This window comes from Alteribacillus bidgolensis, assembly GCF_002886255.1.
Taxonomy (GTDB): domain Bacteria; phylum Bacillota; class Bacilli; order Bacillales; family Marinococcaceae; genus Alteribacillus; species Alteribacillus bidgolensis.
This window is the reverse complement of sequence record NZ_KZ614149.1, coordinates 1150366-1168014: the sequence shown is the minus strand read 5'-3', so window position 1 is coordinate 1168014 and position 17649 is coordinate 1150366. Positions and strand designations below refer to the sequence as shown.

The following is a 17649-nucleotide window of genomic DNA, read 5'->3' as shown; positions in this document are numbered from 1 at the left end:
AGGATGATGATGTAATGATGATGCAAACCGAGCTTGAAAGAAAAAGAAAACAGCTGCAGCCAACACATGTGTTAACAATGGAGGACTGGGGAGTAACTGAGATTCATAATCTGCTGGACCGAGCGGAAATACTATCACGGAGCTCCAAACCTTTTCCTGCTCAGCGGCTTTTTGCAGTAAATCTTTTTTTCGAACCGAGTACCCGCACAAAAATAAGTTTTGAAGCAGCTGAAAGAAATCTAGGTCTGGACGTTCTTCCTTTTGAAGCCGATACGTCAAGTGTCAAAAAAGGAGAGACTCTTTATGATACGGTGAAGACACTTGAAAGCATAGGAGCTAATGTTGTAGTCATTCGTCACAGTAAAGAGCGTTATTTCGATGAACTAATAGATAAAATAAACATCCCTATCATTAACGGAGGGGACGGCTGCGGTCATCATCCTACTCAATCATTTTTAGATCTGCTTACGATAAAACAAGAATTTGGCACTTTTCAAGGCTTAAATATCGTTATTGCAGGTGATATTTTTCATAGCCGGGTAGCAAGGTCCAACCTAGAAGTGCTTGAGAGGCTCGGGGCTCACGTCTTTGTAAGCGGCCCAAAAGAATGGATGTCAAAAGAGCTGATGCATCGATATGTGTCAATGGATGAAGCTGTTGAAAAAGCAGACGTGATGATGATGCTTCGTATACAGCATGAACGCCACGCGGTGAAAATGGTAGCCGGCCCAGCGGATTATCACGAACTTTATGGTCTAACTGCAAAGCGTGAGAAAAAGATGAAACAAAATAGTATCATCATGCATCCAGCCCCCATTAACCGAGATGTAGAAATAGCAGACGAACTCGTGGAGTGTGCACGTTCGAGAATCTTTAAGCAGATGAAAAATGGTGTTTTCGTACGAATGGCCTTGTTAAGCCATGTGCTTGATCACAATAGAGGAGGAATTTTACAATGAACGGATGGATTAAAGGCGCAGAATTGTTTACAGAAGAAGGAAAATTAGAACATAACGATGTGGAAATAAAAGATGGAAAGATAGCTTCTATAGGACGTGCCCCTGAAAATGCAGATGTACTTTTACATGCTGAAGGAAAACTGTTATCCCCAGGGTTCGTTGACGTTCACGTTCATTTGCGAGAGCCAGGTGGTGAGCATAAAGAAACGATTGAAACAGGTACAGCAGCTGCTGCAAAAGGTGGATTTACGACAATTTGTCCGATGCCAAATACGCGTCCTGTACCGGATACACCGGAAGAACTGGAGCAGCTGTGGGATCGTATTCATGACAAGGCTCAGGTTAATGTCTTACCATACGCCTCTATTACAACTAGACAGCTTGGTAAAGAACGAACAGATTTTCAAGGGTTAAAAGAGGCAGGAGCGTTTGCGTTTACTGATGATGGGGTAGGTATTCAAGACGCTTCGATGATGCTTTCAGCTATGAAAGAAGCGGCCCGTGTTGGCAAAGCTATCGTTGCTCACTGTGAAGAAAATACTTTAATCAATAAAGGAAGCGTGCATGAAGGCAGCTTTTCAAAGAAACATCAACTAAATGGGATTCCTTCTGTTTGTGAATCGGTGCATATTGCAAGAGATGTACTGCTAGCTGAAGCGGCAGGTGTTCATTATCACGTCTGCCATGTCAGTACGAAAGAATCAGTCCGGGTCATACGTGATGCCAAAAAAGCAGGTATTCATGTAACGGCAGAGGTTACACCGCATCATCTGCTCTTATCAGAAGATGATATCCCAGATTTAGATCCTAATTTTAAAATGAATCCGCCGCTTCGCGCAAAGGAAGATCAAGAAGCATTAATCGAAGGCTGGCTCGATGGGACGATCGATTTTATTGCAACGGACCATGCTCCTCATGCAGAAGAAGAGAAAGCACAAGGCATGGAAAAATCGCCTTTCGGAATTACCGGATCAGAAACGGCGTTTCCGCTTTTATATAAACATCTTGTCGAAAAAGAAGTCTGCACTCTTGAACAATTACTCGACAGCTTAACTCGAAAACCAGCTCAAGTTTTCAGCCTTCATGCCGGTGCGTTGACCGTTGGAGCCCAAGCTGATATAACGTTGATAGATTTAGAGAAAGAAGAAGTGATTAACCCAAATACTTTTGTATCAAAGGGGAAAAATACACCATTTGCAGGATGGAAAATGAAAGGGGCTCCGATTATCACGATGGTCGGCGGCAAGATAGTATTTGAAAAGGAAGGAGCACGTCAATCATGAAACGGAAATTAATACTAGAAAACGGTACCGTATTTACAGGAGAAGCATTAGGAAGTTCACGAGATACTTCAGGAGAAGTGGTTTTTAACACTAGTATGACAGGCTATCAAGAAATATTGTCTGATCCTTCTTATTGCGATCAAATTATAACGCTGACTTATCCGCTCATCGGAAATTATGGGATTAACCGTGACGATTTTGAAACACTGAACCCTTCAGCTGGAGGGCTGATTGTAAGAGAATCCGCTTCACATCCAAGTAATTTCCGGAGTGCGGCAAGTCTTGATGCCTGGCTGAAGGAAAAAGATATTCCTGCCATAGCGGGAATTGATACAAGAATGCTTACCCGCTTAATCCGCAACCACGGTACGCTCTATGGACGCATCTGTAATGAAAAAGCCGATGAGGCAGATATCATCGAAGAGCTGCAAGCATTGCAGCCATCAAAAGATAAGGTGAAAAAAGTATCTACGAAAAACGCTTATCACGCACCAGGTTCTGGACGGCGAGTTGTTTTAATGGATTATGGAGCCAAACATGGTATTGCCAGGAATCTTATTGAACGCGGATGTGATGTGTTTGTGCTTCCTTATAATGCCACAGCAGAAGAAGTAATGAAGCTTAATCCAGACGGTATTATGCTAAGTAACGGCCCAGGAGATCCGACTGATGTGCCAGAAGCTGCTGAAACGTTAAAGGCATTGCTTGGCCAAGTGCCGATTTTTGGAATATGTCTTGGTCATCAGCTTCTGTGTCTTGCTTGCGGCGCCAGCTCGTCAAAGCTGAAATTCGGACACCGCGGCGGAAACCATCCAGTAAAAGATGTCAGAAACGGCCGTGTCGATATTACGTCACAAAACCATGGCTACACAATAGACAGAGATTCGTTAATGGGAACAGATCTTCAGCTTACCCATGTTAATGTAAATGATGGAACGGTAGAAGGTGTCGCTCATCACCATTACCCGGCATTCAGTGTGCAGTATCATCCGGAAGCATGCCCGGGACCAGCAGATTCCAATGATTTATTTGACAATTTTATTGACATGATAGATAAGCATCAAGCGGTATCCATCTAAGTATTAAAGGAGAGAGAAATATGCCAAAACGAACAGATATTAAAAAAATTCTCGTTATCGGTTCCGGTCCGATTGTCATCGGGCAGGCAGCAGAATTTGACTATGCAGGCACTCAGGCTTGTCAGGCGTTAAAAGAAGAAGGTTATGAAGTTATTCTCGTAAATTCAAATCCTGCAACGATCATGACGGATACGAACATGGCAGATAAAGTATATATCGAACCAATCACGCTTGAATTTGTCAGCAGGGTCATTAGAAAAGAAAAGCCGGATGCTTTGCTTCCAACTCTAGGCGGACAAACAGGTTTGAATATGGCGATGGAGCTTTATAACGAAGGAGTTTTAGAAAGATATAATATTTCTCTTTTAGGAACAGAGCTTGAAGCCATTCAAAAAGCAGAAGACAGAGAAGTGTTCCGCTCCCTGATGAAAGAATTAAATGAACCAGTACCCGAAAGCGAAATTATTCACAACATGGAAGAAGCAGAAAAATTTGTAGAAGAAATCGGCTATCCTGTCATTGTACGTCCAGCTTACACGCTAGGTGGAACAGGCGGGGGTCTGGTTCATAATAAAGATGAATTACATGAAATCGTAAGTTCAGGTTTAAAATACAGCCCTGTACACCAATGTTTACTTGAAAAAAGCATTGCCGGATTCAAGGAAGTTGAATATGAAGTAATGAGAGATGGTTCAGGACAAAGCATTGTCGTGTGTAACATGGAAAACATTGACCCGGTCGGCATTCATACCGGTGACTCCGTTGTTGCTGCTCCAAGCCAAACATTATCAGATCGCGAATACCAAATGCTTCGAGATTCATCCTTAAAAATTATTCGGGCGCTGGAAATTGAAGGCGGCTGTAATGTACAGTGTGCGATTTCCCCGCACAGTTTCGAGTACTATATTATCGAAGTTAATCCGCGCGTCAGCCGTTCGTCGGCTCTTGCTTCTAAAGCAACCGGTTATCCAATTGCAAAACTGGCAGCAAAAATAGCAGCAGGCTTCCGGCTCGATGAACTAAAAAATCCTATAACCGGAACAACGTATGCAAGCTTCGAACCAGCACTGGACTATGTCGTTACGAAAATACCGCGCTGGCCATTTGATAAGTTTGAAGCAGCAAATCGAAAACTAGGCACACAAATGAAAGCAACCGGTGAAGTAATGGCAATTGGAAGAACGTTTGAAGAGTCGATCATGAAAGGGATTCGTTCATTGGAAATGAACAAACCCCATTTAAGCGACCCGGTATATGCGGATTACTCCAATGAATCGCTCGAAGAAAAACTCATTAAAGCGGAAGATGAAAGACTGTTTGTAATTGGAGAAGCCTTTCGAAGAGGATGGTCGATTGAAAAGCTTCACGGTCTGACCAAGATAGATCGTTTCTTTCTTGAGAAATTTGCGGGAATTATTACTACTGGAGAAGAACTGTCCTATCATCCAGGTAATCCAGACATGCTAAAGCTCGCAAAGGAAATGGGGATTTCTGACGAATTTATCGCAGCGAAGTGGGAATGGACAGAAACAGAAGTCTATGAAGCCAGGAAACGTAGCCAAATCATGCCGGTTTATAAAATGGTGGACACGTGTGCAGCAGAATTTGAATCAGAAACCCCATACTATTATTCAACTTATGAACAGGAAAATGAAAGCGGCCGAACGAATAAGCCTTCCGTGTTAGTGCTGGGTTCTGGTCCTATCCGCATCGGACAGGGAATAGAATTTGATTACGCTACAGTTCACACGGTTTGGGCGCTGCAAGAAGAAGGATATGAAGCAATTATTATTAATAACAACCCAGAAACCGTATCTACTGACTTCAGCGTTTCCGACAAACTGTATTTTGAGCCGCTTACGCTTGAAGATGTCATGCATGTAGTCGAACAAGAAAAACCAGAAGGAGTTATCGTTCAGTTTGGCGGCCAGACCGCTATTAACCTAGCAGACGGCCTTCATGAACGAGGAGTAAAAATTCTCGGCACGACGCTTGAAGATATGGATAGAGCAGAAGACCGTGATAAATTTGAATACTCTTTGCAGCAGTTAGGCATCCCGCAGCCTCTAGGACGAACAGCGACCTCTTCTGAAGAAGCAGTAGGGATTGCTGCTGATATCGGCTATCCAGTACTAGTGCGGCCGTCCTACGTATTAGGCGGAAGAGCTATGGAAATTGTTGATAACGAAAATGAACTGTTGTCCTATATGGACCGAGCAGTTAAGGTAAATAAAAAGCATCCCGTACTAATTGACCGTTATATGATCGGTAAAGAAATAGAAGTTGATGCAATAGCAGATGGAGAAAACGTATTCGTTCCAGGGATTATGGAGCACATCGAGCGCGCCGGGGTGCACTCCGGGGACTCTATTGCCGTGTATCCTCCGCAAACACTCTCTGAGAAAATGAAACAAAAATTGGTAGAACGTACGGTAGCGATAGGAAAAGGGCTTAATATTAAAGGACTGCTCAATATTCAATTTGTTATCCATGAAAACGAAGTATATGTTCTGGAAGTAAACCCAAGAGCAAGCCGAACCGTTCCTTTTTTAAGTAAAATTACGGGAGTGCCGATCGCTTCAATCGCAACGAGAGTCATGGCTGGAAAAAGCCTTTGGACGCAGGGATACAGTGACGGCCTGCTGCCAGAGAAAAAAGAAGTATCTGTAAAAGTACCGGTATTTTCTTTCGCCAAACTGCGCAGAGTAGATATTACGCTCGGACCGGAAATGAAATCAACAGGTGAAGTAATGGGACGAGATGTATCACTTGAAAAAGCATTATATAAAGGATTAATCGCTTCTGGCATGAATATTCCAGAACATGGTTCTGTCTTGTTTACAATTGCAGATAAAAATAAAGAAGAAGCATTGTCGCTTGCCCGCCGTTTTCACCAAATCGGTTACAATCTGCTCGCAACCAAAGGAACAGCAGACTATTTAAGAAAAGAAAACATTCCTGTAACAGTCGTAAATAAATTAGAAGAATCTTCTCCGAATTTGTTAGATATTATCCGGGAAGGAAAAGCTCAATTTGTTATTAACACGCTCACAAAAGGAAAACAGCCCGCTCGAGATGGCTTTAGAATACGACGGGAAGCTGTAGAAAACGAAGTCGTTTGCATGACCTCTATTGATACTGCAGATGCTCTCTTAAAAGTGCTCGAAATGATCACATTTTCTGCTGAGGCAATGCCGGCAATGGAAAAAAGAGAAGCGGTTCCTGCAAACGGGGTGACAGTGTGAGAAAAGAAGACATGATCGTGGTCTCCAACAGAGAAATTGCCGAAAATATTTTTGAAATGACACTACAGGGAAAAATAGTGCAGGAGATCACAGCACCAGGACAGTTTTTGCATATAAAACCTTCATCACAGCCTATGCCTTTACTTCGTCGTCCGATCAGCATCTGTAATAGCAATAAACAAAATAATGAGCTGACGATTATTTACCGGACAGAAGGAGAAGGAACGACGCTTTTATCACAGCGTAAAGAAAATGATTCCGTGGATGTTCTTGGGCCGCTCGGAAACGGTTTTTCTTTAGAAGAAACGAAACAAGAAGAAACGGCATTAATTGTCGGCGGAGGCGTTGGTGTTCCTCCGCTTTACTCCCTTGCTCTTGCGCTTGTTGAAAGGGGTGTAAAGGTCACTACGGTTCTCGGTTTTGCTGACGCTGCATCCGTTTTTTATGAAAATAGGTTTAAAGAAGCCGGCGATGTATATGTGAGCACCATCGATGGCAGTGCTGGTAATAAAGGTTTAGTCACCGATGTGATTGATAGAGAATCATTACAGTTTAACCGATTATATGCCTGCGGACCGACACCTATGTTAAAAGCTTTAGAAGAAAACTACCCGAACGTTCAAGGCAGCCTTTCACTCGAGGAGAGAATGGGCTGCGGGATCGGTGCTTGCTTTGCCTGCGTGTGTCACACGCAAAATGACCCAGATGGAACCGAATATCGGAAAGTCTGCAGCGATGGCCCCGTATTTCCGTGGAGAGAGGTGGTACTATGACCCGTCTTCAAACAAATCTGCCCGGTTTATCTATGAAAAACCCTATAATGCCTGCTTCTGGCTGTTTTGGGTTTGGGGAAGAATTTGCTAAATTGTATGATTTAAACCAACTGGGAGCAATTGCTTTAAAAGCAACGACTAATCATCCCAGATTTGGAAACGCGACGCCAAGGGTAGCAGAAACACCAGCAGGCATGCTTAATGCGATTGGTTTGCAAAATCCCGGTCTTGAAAAAGTTATTTCAGAAAAGTTAAGCTGGCTTGAAACGTATGATACACCGCTGCTAGCAAACATTGCCGGTACGACGATGGAAGATTATGAGGAAGTAGCAGCCAACCTTTCTGAAACAAACCAAGTAGGGGCATTAGAACTCAATATTTCCTGTCCGAATGTAAAAGAAGGCGGGATTGCTTTTGGCACAGATCCTGAACTTGCTGCTGAACTGACGAGACGGGTCAAAGCGGTGTCCACCTGCCCGGTTTATGTCAAACTTTCTCCCAACGTTACCGATATCACCTTGTTAGCTCGAGCAGTTGAACGTGCTGGAGCCGATGGTTTATCCATGATCAACACATTATCAGGGATGAAAATAGAAATTCACTCAGGAAAACCACTGCTGGCAAATGAATCCGGCGGCCTGTCAGGCCCGGCGATTAAGCCGATTGCCATTCGTATGATTTATGAAGTTCGCAAACAAACAGAACTTCCAATTATCGGGATGGGCGGCATTTCAACACTTGATGATGTAATTGAGTTTATGATTGCAGGTGCAGATGCTGTAGCAGTTGGAACAGCAAACTTTACTAACCCATTTATTTGCCCTGAGCTTATTGATGAATTAGAAGATTGGGTAAAAGTAAAAGGATTGGAAAATATTCAGGAGCTCCGGCAAAAAGGAGTGAATTCTTTTTGAATAAGCCGTTAATTATAGCAATGGATTTTAAAGACAAGCAATCAGCAAATGCATTTCTCACTTCTTTTGGGAACGAAAAATTATTTCTTAAAGTAGGAATGGAATTATTTTACCGAGAAGGCCCTGCATTGGTAGAAGAGTGGAAAGTAGCAGGTCATCAGCTGTTTTTGGACCTAAAGCTCCACGATATTCCTAACACAGTAAAAGCAGCAGCAAGGCAGCTTGCTTCCTTACAGGTAGATTTAATGACCGTACATGCATCCGGCGGTATAAAAATGATGGAAGCAGCTAGAGAGGGATTAGCTTCTGGAGCGAATAACAATTCTCCCGACTGTATTGCTGTTACCCAGCTGACAAGTACGTCTGAGCAAATGATGAAAAACGAACTTGCTATTGACAAATCACTGCAAGACACCGTCATTCATTATGCGGATAATGCAAAGCAAGCCGGACTTCAAGGTGTTGTTTGTTCAGCGCATGAAGCGCCGTATATTAAACAACATGTAAGCTCCGATTTTGCTTGTGTCACCCCAGGTATTAGACTTTCAAACAATAGTGCAGATGATCAAAAACGGGTAGTAACCCCGGGTGAAGCAAGCGAGCGCGGTAGTGACGCCATCGTCGTAGGAAGAAGCATTACGCGTGCTGACAATCCGTATCAGCAATATAACGAAATAAAAAAGCAGTGGAGGAATGAAACATGAAACAATGGTTAGCTCAAGAATTATTAAAAATAGAAGCAGTCAGCTTAAAACCAGATGAACCTTTCACCTGGTCATCAGGAATAAAATCGCCGATATATTGTGATAACAGACTAACCCTTTCCTACCCTGCTCTTCGTCAAAGTATTGCAGAAGGGTTAAAAGCTTTAATCGAAAAAGAATACCCGGAAGCAGACGTTATTGCCGGTACAGCTACTGCCGGAATTCCTCATGCTGCCCTGGTTGCTGATAAAATGGGACTTCCGATGATTTATGTCCGCAGTTCTTCGAAATCGCACGGAAAAGGAAATCAAATCGAAGGGTTTCTGCAAGAAGGTGCCAAAGCAGTAATTGTGGAGGATCTCATCTCTACAGGGGGAAGTGTCATTAAGGTACAAGAAGCTTTGCAGGCAGAAAAAGCAGAAGTGTTAGGAACTGCTGCTATTTTCACTTATGGTTTAGAAAAAGGGAAAAGTATGCTGAACGATGCTAACTTGAAGAGTCATACACTGACAGATTACGAAACATTGCTTGAGGCAGCTCTTGAGGACCAATATATAACGGAACAACAACATACAAGACTGAAAATGTGGAGGAAGAATCCTGAAAGTGAAAACTGGTTAAAAGCGAGCATTTCGTCTAGTAAATAGGTTATATGCATGAGGGTGTGAAATTTTTTTCGCACTCTTTTTTTATTTTCATTAAGTTTAACTTTGTTATAGAAATAAAATATAAGGAAAGATTAAGACTCCTGTTATTTGGACTTTCCGGCAAGCTGAATTTATCTAGAATGTTCTCTTCTTGCCTTACACCCAATCGTGGAAAGTTCCTTCTTGAAGAGATTAAGTAAACGTAATAATATTCTTATCTGTAAAAACCCACATCATATCTTCGGTACAGGGCGTTGTGCAGACAGATGAGCAATAATCGTGGTAGATAGGAAATTAATCATGCGTAAAATGACAGGGAAGGAATTCAGCGAACAAGTTGCATTCTTTGATAACATGGCACAAACCAACTGGTTGTCCAATCTTCATAAACTTTTAAAAGATAAAAGTGGATCGCGGGAAAAAAAGAAAATTTTAGACATAGGGCTGCGGTACAGAAAGACTGTTATTTAAAGATGTTAACGAAGCATCTCTCTTAACAGGAGTGGACTTGTCAGAAGGAATGATAAAAAAAGCGAGAGAGTTGGCAAAGACTCGAGCTGAAAGAACATCTTCCGCTTTTATAGTAGGGGACGCTTATGCGCTGCCTTTTAAAGACGGAACTCTTGATGTATTTCGACGCTGGTTATAGAGCGGTAACAAAATCGAAAGGCGTGAGTATATTGTTAAACCCGACACGCCAAATGGATCGATCCTCTAGCGGCTGAAAAATTGCGTCTGACGAGTTATTTCAAGGCTTTTGAAAAAAAACTTTTCTCAAATGGGCGAATGTTGCTCCAAGAAGGCATCGATTTGACAGCGTACAGTTAAGTGAACTTTTATATGAGAATGGTACTAAAAAATTGGAACAAGAAACAGCACTTGACGTACTGGCCCTTTTGACAAAAATCGAATCGGAGTAGGATTAGAAAATCTTGGTTTTCCGCCTATTAAGAAGAAACCGCCTAAAGTTAAACCTTCCTAAAACAAAGCCGTCCAAGCAGGGGACGGCTCTTTGATACAGCTTTTATTAGCAGGAAGCGTTGATTAATAACGTTCTTCAATGAACAGAGATGTATCCAGAAAAGATCAATGGATTATTTTTTCAGCACACGCTAATATCCCCTCATTTGTGACTGACTTTATTTAATAATGAGTTTTAGCTGCTAGAGTCCCGCAGTTTTAAAATTAAATCCTCATCAGGTGTCACAAAGACAGTAGACTGCTGTTCATAGGTGACAAAACCGGGTTTTGCGCCGTTTGGTTTTCTCACGTGCTTAATTTTTGTATAGTCAACTGGAACGGAAGCTGAATCTTTCGCTTTGGAATAATATGCAGCGATGTTTGCTGCTTCTAAGAGCGTTTGTTCGCTTAATGAATTACTGCGAATGACAACATGAGAGCCGGGAATTTCTTTTGTATGCAGCCATGTGTCTTCTTTATGAGCGACTCGGCTCGTCAAGTATTCATTTTGTTTGTTGTTTTTTCCTACCAATATTTCGGTGCCGTCATTAGAAACATATTTTTCAAGAACCGGCTTTGCTGGTTTATGTTTTTTCTTGCCTTTTTTGGCACGCTTTTTCACATAACCTTGTTCCGAAAGTTCTTCTCTAATTTCATCAATATCAGAAGGAGCAGCAGACTCTAATTGTTGAATTAATTGTTCAAGATAAACCATTTCTTCTTTTGTCTGCTTGATTTGCTTTTTTCCCATTTCAAGAGAAGTTTTAGCTTTATTGTATTTACGGAAAAAAGATTGAGCGTTTTCTGAAGGAGTTTTCTCAGGGTTAAGAGGTATGATAAGGGTTCCGCCGTTTTCATCATAATAATCTATGACCTCTATTTCTTTTTCTCCCCCTTTGATTAAATGCAGGTTCGCAGTGAGCAATTCCCCGTACTTTTGGGCGTCATGGGCTTTTTCGGCTTGCTGCACTGTTTTTTCAAGCTTTTTAATCTTTTTCTTATTTTTTTGCCATTCATTTCGTAAAAGTCGTTCTAAGTCATGAGCTTGCTGTTTTACACGATCTCTTTCTGCTTTTCCAGAATGAAAACGGTCGAGCAGTTCGCTGACAGAATCGAAAACTTTTGTGCTGCCTTTTAGGTGTGTTAACTCTATGACAGAGTAGTATTCCTTTCCGTCCGTACTTTTTATTTGAGGATAGTAGTGGTGCTCTTTAACGTTTTTCATTACATCCGTAAACGAAGCAGCGATTTTTTCCGTGCTGCCAAGGCCGGCGCGGTGAACAATTTCTTTAGCCGTTTGCGGGGAAAGTCCAGTGAACGCTTGGACAAGCTGATGGTCGATTTTTCCTTGATTGCTGTCGAGCTTTCGAAGGACCTCGTTTTCGTCTGCTGCTAATGGATCTGCTTTATGCTGTTTTGGCGGTCCAATGTATTCTCTACCAGGTAATATCGTCCGGTGTCTGTTTACAGAAGGAGGCAGATGTTTCATGCTGTCTAAAATCTGATTGGATTCTTCTTCGACAAGCATAATGTTGCTATGTTTGCCCATAATTTCAATAATTAAATGCTTGATAGATACATCTCCGATTTCATTTTTTCCTTCTATCACAAATGTGACGATTCTCTCCATTTCATTTTGTTTGATTTCCCTGATAAAACCGCCCTCAATATGTTTGCGAAGCAGCATGCAAAACATGGGCGGTTCAGGAGGATTTTCAAAGGAAGCATTGGTCAAATGCATTCTTGAAAAGCTCGGGTTTGCAGAAATTAACAGCTGTTTATTTTTTCGATTTGCACGAATAGTTAAAAGCAGGTCTGTTTTATATGGTTGTTTAATTTTTGTTATTCTGCCGTTTAATAAATGCTGTTCGCATTCATGGATAACCGCTCTTGTCATAATTCCGTCAAAAGACATATGTATAGTACATCCTCTCTCTAATACTAAGAAAGCATATCACTTTCAATCATTGGGAAAAGAAACGCTCTGTTTAACGGCTTCTACCTACGAAGGCGCTCTTTCTTATACTTTAGGCACCCTGCAGAAGTCAGTTTAGTGTTGACATAGGCGTCTCTAGTAGAAGTACCTTTACCTTAAGCGCACTTCGCTTTTCTAATTAGTATAGCATGAATTGCGGCTTGTCTGAATATGATGTGTTGATACGTTTAACCAGGGGTGAGGGATGGAATGAACTGGCATCAGCAACCAAAAGAAAAATTGGAACACATATTACAAGTCACTGCCGGAACAGGATTAGATCATGGACAGGCTAAAGCTCGTTTAAAACAAGTAGGACCAAATACACTTGAAGAAAAGAAAAAGGTACCAGGCTGGCTTTTATTTTTAAACCAGTTCCAGGATACTATGATTCTCATCCTGTTAGGGGCAACTGCAATTTCTGCTGCGTTAGGAGAATATATTGACGCAATTACCATAATTTTTATTGTCATTATGAATGGAATCCTCGGGTTTATTCAAGAAAATAAAGCGGAAAAGTCTCTTGATGCTTTAAAAGAATTGGCTTCTCCGACAATAACAGTGAGAAGAAATGGCCAATGGAAAACAATACCTTCAATGGAAGCAGTACCTGGAGATATAGTGAAGCTTACCGGCGGGGATAAAGTAAGTGCTGATATTCGGCTGCTCGAAGCGAACGGTTTAACTGCAGAAGAATCAGCCTTAACAGGTGAATCTTTCCCGGTCCAAAAAACAGCGGATGTTTTAAATGAAGATGACATTTCAATTGGTGAAAAACAAAATATGGTGTTTGCGGGTACATTGATTACAAAAGGGTATGCGACTGGGGTTATTGTAGCTACAGGAATGAAAACAGAGATGGGAAAAATCGCTCATTTACTCAGCTCTTCGGAGAAAAATGAAACCCCTCTGCAACGAAGGCTTGCTCACTTAGGAACGATGTTAATTACAGGGGCGCTTATCCTTACAGGATTAGTAGTTGTGCTTGGTATTATGCAAGGCCAGCCTATGTATAAAATGTTTCTTTCCGGCGTGTCACTTGCAGTTGCAGCTATTCCTGAAGGACTGCCGGCTATTGTAACCGTTGTGTTAGCTCTTGGTGTACAACGCATGATAAAAAGAAATGCGATTGTAAGACAGCTGCCAGCGGTTGAAACCCTGGGCTGTGCTTCGGTTATTTGTTCGGACAAGACAGGTACGCTGACTCAAAATAAAATGAAAGTGACGGCGTTATGGGATGGAAGCGGGCTGTCGCTTCGAAAACCAAAAAAATCTTTTCAAAAAACAAAAAATGAAAAACTATTAACGTATGGTGCACTTTGTACTCAAATTACTGTTGATTCGACTCATTCACAAACCGCAGCAAACAGTGATATGAAGGGAGATCCAACAGAAAATGCTTTATTAGAAGCAGCTGCTTCGTGCGGGATTGAACTTAATATGCTTTTATCTAATCATAAAGTGGAACGTGATTTCCCGTTTGATTCGGAACGAAAGCGCATGTCTGTACTCGTGAAAAACAAGAAGGGTGAATCTTTTATTATTACGAAAGGAGCACCCGATATTTTGCTTGAAAGAGCTTCTCATATTGATACGAACGGACGAATAGAACGGCTATCCACTTATAAGAAAAATGAAGTGAAGCAGACGATCGGGTATATGGCAAATAAAGCATTGCGTACGATTGCGGTTGCGTATCGGCCGCTAAAAGCAGGAGAGACCATCAATAGTGCTGATGCCGCCGAAAGAAATCTTATTTTTCTTGGAGTAGAGGGGATGATTGACCCTCCTCGCCAGGAAGCAAAAGATGCGATTATGGAATGTCGTCAAGCTGGTATTAAAACAATTATGATTACAGGAGACCATAAAGATACAGCAGCAGCGATTGCAAGAGACATCGGCTTATTGCCAGAGTATGGCCTTGTTATTACCGGAAAAGAGTGGAATCAAGCAACCGATAAAGAAAAACAAAAACTTATGCAGCGAGCATATGTGTTTGCACGGGTTAGTCCGGAAGATAAATTAAATATTGTAAATGTTTTAAAGAAACAGGGACACATTGTTGCAATGACAGGTGATGGAGTAAATGATGCTCCTGCTCTTAAATCTGCAGATATCGGTATTGCAATGGGGAAAACAGGAACCGATGTAGCAAAAGAAGCCTCGGCTCTCATATTACGCGACGACAATTTCTCTACTATTCGCTCGGCAATCAAAGAAGGCCGCAATATTTATGAAAATATCCGTAAGTTCATTCGTTATATGCTCGCATCTAATGTTGGAGAAATATTAGTTATGCTTTTTGCTGTTATGCTTGGAATGCCGCTTCCCCTTGTAGCTATACAAATTCTATGGATTAATTTAATTACAGATGGTCTGCCGGCCATGGCCCTAGGACTCGATCAGCCGGAAAACAATGTAATGAAACGGCCCCCTAGGTCTGCGAAGGAAAGTATTTTCGCTCGTGGAATGGGATGGAAAATTATCTCTAGAGGATTTTTAATTGGATGTGTGACATTGCTTGGGTTTATGACAGCTCTTCATGAACAGCCAAATGATTTAATTAGAGCACAGACGATTGCTTTCTCTACGCTTGTTATGGCTCAGCTTATCCATGTTTTTGACTGCCGTACCAATCAGACAATCTTTGATAGAAATCCATTTGAAAATAAATATTTAACAGCAGCTGTTTTATCATCAATCTTTTTGCTCTTACTTGTTATTTACACGCCAATGCTTCAGCCGATTTTTCATACCACTCCCCTTAGTGCAATGGAATGGGCGCTTGTTCTCGCACTTGCTTCTATACCTACCTTTGCACTTGCAGGAAAGACACTTTTTCGTCAGACTAATGTAAGAAAAGCGAAAGCCTCATAATAAAAAAATTATGGGATTGAGCTGGTTCCCCTTTTCATGCGCTTGTGGCAGGTGGTAAAATTAGTTAGAATAGGAGAAGCGGATGTGATAGACATGTCAGTGAGCATGACAGGATTTGGCCGTGCGATCCTAGAACAGGACGGCGGAAGTATTCTAGTTGAAATGAAATCAGTTAATCATCGATTTTGTGATATACAATTTCGAATGCCAAGGCAGCTGTTATCTCTAGAGGACCGCCTGCGCAAGTGTGTGTTAGAGAAAGTGGAACGTGGAAAAATAGATGTTTTTATAACATTAGAAGGGATTTCCCCATCTACAAAAGAGGTGAATGTGGACTGGTCTCTTTTAGACCAGTATATAGACCAAGCTGAAGAGCTGGACCGGCTGAATGTCTTTGAATCCAAGTTAAGACTGCAGGATTTTTTACTTCATCCTGATATTGCTCCAATTGAAGAGAGTCCACAAATGAAAGAAGAGTGGCAAGAAGCCATTGAGAAAGCTGTTTCAAAAGCAGCGAATGAACTTCACAAGATGAGAGTTGAAGAAGGAATCAGGCTTCAAAACGATGTGAGAAAACGGATCGAAAACATGCACCATCTAACCTCGCAGCTTCAAGAACAGGCACCAGAAGTCGTTTCTCTTTACCGAGAACGTCTGTATGAAAGGATTAGAGAATTTATCGACGGTGAATATGAACCAGATGAAACCCGGCTTTTGCAAGAAGTTGCATTTTTTGCAGAAAAAATCAACGTTGATGAAGAGTTAACCCGGCTTTTTTCTCATTATGATCAGTTTATTCTCTCTCTAGAAGCGGATGGAGCAAAAGGAAGAAAATTAGACTTTCTGGGCCAGGAAATGAACAGGGAAATCAATACAATCGGGTCAAAGGCAAATAGTGCATCACTAAGCCATCTCGTGGTAGATTTAAAAAGTGAACTAGAAAAAGTTAAAGAACAAGTACAGAATATAGAGTAGCCAGCGAACGCATTTTCGTATATATTTATAGTTAAGTGGTAAAAATAGAGCGTAGCTGTCGCTCCTGATGAAGTGAGGGATACTAGTGAACATTAAACTTATAAACATCGGTTTCGGTAACATTGTATCAGCTAATCGTATTATTTCTATTGTTAGTCCCGAGTCTGCTCCTATTAAACGTATTATTCAGGAAGCCAGGGACAGAAATATGCTCGTTGATGCAACGTATGGCAGAAGAACAAGAGCAGTCATTATTGCAGACAGTGATCATGTGATTTTATCTGCTGTACAGCCGGAAACGGTTGCACAGCGTTTAAATACAAAAGATGATATGTCAGACGACTAACAACAACATTTGATTGGATTTTGGCAAGAAAGGCGTTGGAAAGAATGAAAGATGAAAAAGGGCTGCTGATTGTTTTATCCGGTCCAGCTGGCGTGGGAAAAGGAACAGTGTGTAATGCCCTGCGCGGCGTGGATACGGAGATAGAATATTCTGTTTCTGCTACAACAAGACAGCCTCGAGAAGGGGAAGCAAACGGAGTAAACTATTTCTTTAAAACAAAGCAGGAATTTGAGCAGATGATTGAAGAAAATAAACTGCTTGAATGGGCAAAGTACGTAGATAATTATTACGGTACACCGCTTGATTACGTGGTAGAGACAATAGAAAAAGGCAGAGACATTATTCTTGAAATTGAAGTGCAAGGTGCCAAAAAAGTAAAAGAAAGATATCCAGAAGGTATTTTTATCTTTTTAATGCCGCCAAGCCTTGCTGAATTGCGAAGCCGCATTGTTGGAAGAGGAACGGAAAACGAAGACTTGATTAATAAAAGAATGACAGTTGCTCGTGAAGAATTAGAGATGATGGAAAACTATGATTATGTTGTGGAAAACGATGAAGTAGATAAAGCAGTGGATCGAATTCAAGCGATTGTAACAGCAGAACATTGCAAAAAAGACCGTTTAATAGAAAAATATAAACAATTAGCGGAGGTTGAATAGTTCATGTTATATCCTTCTATTGATACGTTAATGAAGCACATTGATTCAAAGTATACATTGGTTACTATTTCTGCACGGCGCGCCCGTGACTTAAAAGAAATGGAAGAAGCAGACCCGCTGATTGATGATTATGAATCATCAAAATTGGTCGGCATTGCTCTTGAAGAGATCGAGCATGGAAAGTTAGGTTATAAACATACAGAGGGATCTTAAGATAACAACAACCTATAATACTTATAGGTTGTTGTTTTAC

At 41.4% G+C, this 17649-nt stretch carries 16 protein-coding genes; 15 read left to right on the top strand and 1 reads right to left on the bottom strand.

The features are described 5' to 3' along the window. The first annotated feature begins 14 nt into the window (after window positions 1-14). The 10 genes from CEF16_RS05970 to CEF16_RS05930 all read left to right on the top strand — a co-directional run bounded on the left by CEF16_RS05970 (window position 15) and on the right by CEF16_RS05930 (window position 10253). A complete protein-coding gene (locus CEF16_RS05970; protein WP_245917775.1) occupies window positions 15-959 on the top strand; it encodes an aspartate carbamoyltransferase catalytic subunit in 945 nt (314 codons plus the stop codon). Continuing rightward, the gene (locus CEF16_RS05965; RefSeq protein WP_091582911.1) at window positions 956-2242 is read left to right on the top strand and encodes a dihydroorotase; all 1287 of its coding nucleotides are present in this window, start codon (window positions 956-958) and stop codon (window positions 2240-2242) included. The genes CEF16_RS05970 and CEF16_RS05965 overlap by 4 nt, the downstream gene beginning before the upstream one ends. Continuing rightward, window positions 2239-3321: a carbamoyl phosphate synthase small subunit gene (locus CEF16_RS05960; protein WP_091582913.1), complete on the top strand. Its 1083-nt coding sequence runs from the start codon at window positions 2239-2241 to the stop codon at window positions 3319-3321. Before CEF16_RS05965 ends, CEF16_RS05960 begins: the two co-directional genes overlap by 4 nt. Window positions 3322-3341: 20 nt before the next feature. Continuing rightward, window positions 3342-6566: a carbamoyl-phosphate synthase large subunit gene (carB, locus tag CEF16_RS05955; protein ID WP_091582915.1), complete on the top strand. Its 3225-nt coding sequence runs from the start codon at window positions 3342-3344 to the stop codon at window positions 6564-6566. An 11-nt stretch (window positions 6567-6577) separates the two neighbouring features. Next, window positions 6578-7339, top strand: coding sequence for a dihydroorotate dehydrogenase electron transfer subunit (locus CEF16_RS05950; RefSeq protein WP_245917972.1), 762 nt, complete (start codon window positions 6578-6580; stop codon window positions 7337-7339). After that, a complete protein-coding gene (locus tag CEF16_RS05945; RefSeq protein WP_091582921.1) occupies window positions 7336-8253 on the top strand; it encodes a dihydroorotate dehydrogenase in 918 nt (305 codons plus the stop codon). Before CEF16_RS05950 ends, CEF16_RS05945 begins: the two co-directional genes overlap by 4 nt. Beyond that, a complete protein-coding gene (gene pyrF / locus CEF16_RS05940) occupies window positions 8250-8957 on the top strand; it encodes an orotidine-5'-phosphate decarboxylase (RefSeq protein WP_091582924.1) in 708 nt (235 codons plus the stop codon). Before CEF16_RS05945 ends, pyrF begins: the two co-directional genes overlap by 4 nt. Next, window positions 8954-9604 (top strand): orotate phosphoribosyltransferase, encoded by a 651-nt coding sequence (gene pyrE / locus CEF16_RS05935; RefSeq protein ID WP_091582926.1) that lies wholly within the window; start codon window positions 8954-8956, stop codon window positions 9602-9604. Before pyrF ends, pyrE begins: the two co-directional genes overlap by 4 nt. A gap of 300 nt (window positions 9605-9904) precedes the next feature. Next, window positions 9905-10075, top strand: a complete 171-nt coding sequence (locus tag CEF16_RS23605; RefSeq protein WP_170031634.1) for a hypothetical protein — start codon at window positions 9905-9907, stop codon at window positions 10073-10075. Window positions 10076-10106: 31 nt separating this feature from the next. Further along, window positions 10107-10253: a class I SAM-dependent methyltransferase gene (locus CEF16_RS05930; protein ID WP_245917774.1), complete on the top strand. Its 147-nt coding sequence runs from the start codon at window positions 10107-10109 to the stop codon at window positions 10251-10253. Window positions 10254-10760: 507 nt separating this feature from the next. On the opposite strand, the gene CEF16_RS05925 is transcribed toward CEF16_RS05930, so the two are convergent. After that, on the bottom strand, window positions 10761-12479 hold the full coding sequence (locus CEF16_RS05925; RefSeq protein WP_091582932.1) for an Rqc2 family fibronectin-binding protein: 1719 nt from the start codon (window positions 12477-12479) through the stop codon (window positions 10761-10763). 270 nt (window positions 12480-12749) lie between these two features. Between CEF16_RS05925 and CEF16_RS05920 the strand changes: the two genes are divergently transcribed. From CEF16_RS05920 to rpoZ, 5 genes are all read left to right on the top strand, one after another. Continuing rightward, the gene (locus tag CEF16_RS05920) at window positions 12750-15416 is read left to right on the top strand and encodes a calcium-translocating P-type ATPase, SERCA-type (RefSeq protein ID WP_091582935.1); all 2667 of its coding nucleotides are present in this window, start codon (window positions 12750-12752) and stop codon (window positions 15414-15416) included. Between the two features lie 93 nt (window positions 15417-15509). Continuing rightward, window positions 15510-16391, top strand: a complete 882-nt coding sequence (locus CEF16_RS05915; RefSeq protein ID WP_245917971.1) for a YicC/YloC family endoribonuclease — start codon at window positions 15510-15512, stop codon at window positions 16389-16391. An 85-nt stretch (window positions 16392-16476) separates the two neighbouring features. Further along, entirely contained in the window at window positions 16477-16737 is a 261-nt protein-coding gene (gene remA, locus CEF16_RS05910) for an extracellular matrix/biofilm regulator RemA (protein WP_091582941.1), read from the top strand. A gap of 44 nt (window positions 16738-16781) precedes the next feature. After that, entirely contained in the window at window positions 16782-17396 is a 615-nt protein-coding gene (gmk, locus tag CEF16_RS05905; protein ID WP_091582943.1) for a guanylate kinase, read from the top strand. 3 nt (window positions 17397-17399) lie between these two features. Beyond that, a complete protein-coding gene (gene rpoZ / locus CEF16_RS05900) occupies window positions 17400-17609 on the top strand; it encodes a DNA-directed RNA polymerase subunit omega (RefSeq protein WP_091582946.1) in 210 nt (69 codons plus the stop codon). Window positions 17610-17649 lie beyond the last annotated feature (40 nt).